Here is a 3,059-nt window from a genome sequence, read left to right on the forward strand (position 1 = left end):
AATTGCCGAATTTTACAACAAAACCTGGGCACACTGGGGACAGGAAATAGTGAATCCCATTGGATGTGCCGACTGTCACGATGCCGCCACAATGGATCTGAAAGTAAGCCGACCCGGATTGATTGAGGGATATGAGGCCATGGGTCTGAATATCCGGGAAGCAACCCATCAGGAGATGCGTTCGCTGGCCTGTGCACAATGTCATGTGGAATATTACTTCACTCCCGAAGGGAAATACCTGATCTTCCCCTGGCACAACGGCATCACCATGGAGGGAGCGGAACAATATTACGACAGCATCCGGTTTACCGACTATACACACGCACTCAGCAAGGCACCCATCCTCAAAGCACAACACCCCGATTACGAAATATTCAAAACAGGGATCCATGCACAGCGGGGTGTTTCGTGTGCCGACTGTCACATGCCTTATATTTCCGAAGGAGGAATCAAATACAGCAGTCACCACGTGAGAAGTCCGCTGGCAAGCATGAACAACACCTGCCAGGTATGCCACCGGGAAACAGAGGAAGATCTCCGCAACTCGGTTTACGAACGGCAACGCAGTGCCAATCAGATTCGCAACCTGGCAGAGCAGGAGCTTGCCACCGCCCATCTGGAAGCACAGTTCGCATGGGAAAGAGGAGCCACAGAGACACAGATGAAAGAGGCGCTGCAATTGATTCGTCAGTCGCAATGGCGCTGGGATTATGCCGTGGCATCGCACGGAGGAGCGTTCCACTCGCCGGTAGAATATCAACGTATTCTTTCCCTGAGCCTCGACAGGGCCCACAAAGCCCGTTTTGAGATATCCAAGGTGCTGGCGGCACTCGGCTTCACCGGCGACGTTCCGCTGCCCGACATCTCCACGAAAGAGAAGGCACAGGCATACATCGGGTTGGATATGCAAAAAGAAAGAGCCGACAAGCAAAACTTCCTGCAAACGGTCGTTCCCCGTTGGCTCGAAACAGCCAAAGCCAACAAACGGCTGGCAAGTCTGAACTAACATAATGAGAAATAGATTCGAGTCCGGATTTTGGAGGACACAAAAACATTTTATATTGATTACGCTGAGTGCATGAAGAGTAGATCCCGCAAAATATGGGAGCAGCCATGGGGGTATGCAGAAGGTTTCATCGTGGCGGCTGGCATCCTTTTAACGGGCTTGATGCTACAGTTGACCGTCGGGAACATCGAGCCTGCTCTCTTTGCATCGCCGGTCAACGTGATCATGGGAGCCTCTTTGACGGCAGGGCTGATTGCTGTCTACTTTCTTCTCCCGCAAAACAAGGCAATAAAGTGGTTATCCGGCGTTTATGCTGCCGTGCCGGCCATCGTCGTCCTGCTTCTTCTCTGCATGATACTGGGACTCACTCCACAGCTTCCACTCAGCACAGGTCGCATGCAGGCAAGCGACAATCTGTTCTCCCGGCTCGGATGGGCTCAGATGACCACCTCCTGGTCATTTATATTGCTCTGCTTTTACATTCTGATAATTCTGGAACTCACTTTGCTCAGAAGGACCCGCAAGAAACAATCGTGGCGCGATATCGGCTTTTACCTGAACCACCTGGGATTGTTTGTTGCTCTTCTGGCTGGCTTATCGGGCAGTGCCGATCTGAAGCGGTTCACGATGAGTGTGCAAGAGGGGCAGGTAGAATGGCGCGGTACCGGACAGTCCGGAGAAACCATAGAATTACCGGTAGCCATCCAGCTGGACACGTTCCGGATAGAAGAATACCCTCCCAGGCTGGTCGTCGTTGAAAACATGACAGGGAAAATACTACCCGCAGCACATCCCGAGAGCTATCATTTTGTGGAAATTGGCAAAACAGCCCGGCTGGCAGACGTATCGCTGGAAATTATGGATTACCTGCCTCATGCTGCCATATTGCGGGACTCCACCTTTGTCAATGTAGTACCCATGATGATGGAGGGCGCCGGCACCGCCATCAAGGTGAAAGCAGCCAAGCCAGGGATGGAGCAGCCAGTGGAGGGTTGGGTCAGCAGTGGCAGCTACCTCTTTCCCCATAGCACATTGCCGGTTGATGAATTCACAAGCATAGTGATGCCACCGCAGGAGGTAAAAAAATACAAATCGTTTGTGACCCTGTATTCTGAAAAGGGGACCAACCTTCAAGCCGTGATTGAGGTAAACAAACCTCTCACTGTGGAAGAATGGATGATTTACCAGTATAGCTACGACAATTCGAAAGGGAAACATTCAGATGTCTCTATCTTTGAACTGGTACGGGATCCCTGGTTAAAGGTGGTTTACACCGGTATCTTCATGCTGCTCGCCGGGGCGCTGTTCCTGTTTATTGCGGGACCTAAAAAGAGGACGGCATGAGTTGGGAACTATTTATATATTTTGCTGCAGGGGCACTGTTATTCTGGATTATGGGCGCCATCGCGGCACTTGGAAACAGACACAGGGCGCTGTCCATATTATGTACGACTGCCGGACTGCTGGTCTTCGCGTTTTTTATTGCCGCGCTCTGGCACTCATTGGAAAGGCCACCCCTGCGCACCATGGGAGAAACAAGACTCTGGTATTCTTTCTTCCTTCCCATAGCGGGACTACTCACCTATCTGCGCTGGAACTACAAATGGATACTATCCTTCACCACGCTGCTCTCCGCCGTCTTTATCATGGTGAATATCACGAACCCGGACATTCACAACAAGGTGCTGATGCCGGCACTGCAAAGTCCCTGGTTTGCCCCGCACGTCATCATTTATATGTTTTCCTATGCCATACTGGGCGCAGCTACACTGGGCGCCCTCTACTATCTTGTCAAAGAGAAAAAAGTCAGCAACCCCGAACGACTCATGCAGATGACCGATGAGCTGGTATACGCCGGAACGGCCTGTATCACGCTTGGCATGCTGATGGGAGCCATCTGGGCCAAGGAAGCATGGGGTCACTACTGGAGCTGGGATCCGAAAGAGACATGGGCTGCTGCCACCTGGCTGGGATACCTGCTTTACATCCATTACCGGCTGAAAAAAAATGCCTCCCCTAAAGTATCGATGATCCTCTTACTCGTAGCTTTCAT

Annotated in this window: 3 protein-coding genes; all 3 read left to right on the forward strand. The window is 51.6% G+C overall.

What is annotated here, in order from left to right:
* Positions 1-1,006, forward strand: a 1,006-nt coding sequence (locus B3Z75_RS06670; protein ID WP_294068895.1) for an ammonia-forming cytochrome c nitrite reductase subunit c552, incomplete at its 5' end; no start/stop codon positions are given.
* A 72-nt stretch (positions 1,007-1,078) separates the two neighbouring features.
* Positions 1,079-2,350, forward strand: coding sequence for a cytochrome c biogenesis protein ResB (locus B3Z75_RS06675; RefSeq protein WP_294068898.1), 1,272 nt, complete (start codon positions 1,079-1,081; stop codon positions 2,348-2,350).
* Positions 2,347-3,059 (forward strand): cytochrome c biogenesis protein CcsA (gene ccsA / locus B3Z75_RS06680; protein ID WP_294068902.1); only part of this gene is annotated, 713 nt, incomplete at its 3' end. The genes B3Z75_RS06675 and ccsA, both read left to right, overlap by 4 nt.

This window comes from Proteiniphilum sp. UBA1028 (assembly GCF_002316955.1).
In the GTDB taxonomy this organism is placed as follows: Bacteria; Bacteroidota; Bacteroidia; order Bacteroidales; family Dysgonomonadaceae; genus Proteiniphilum.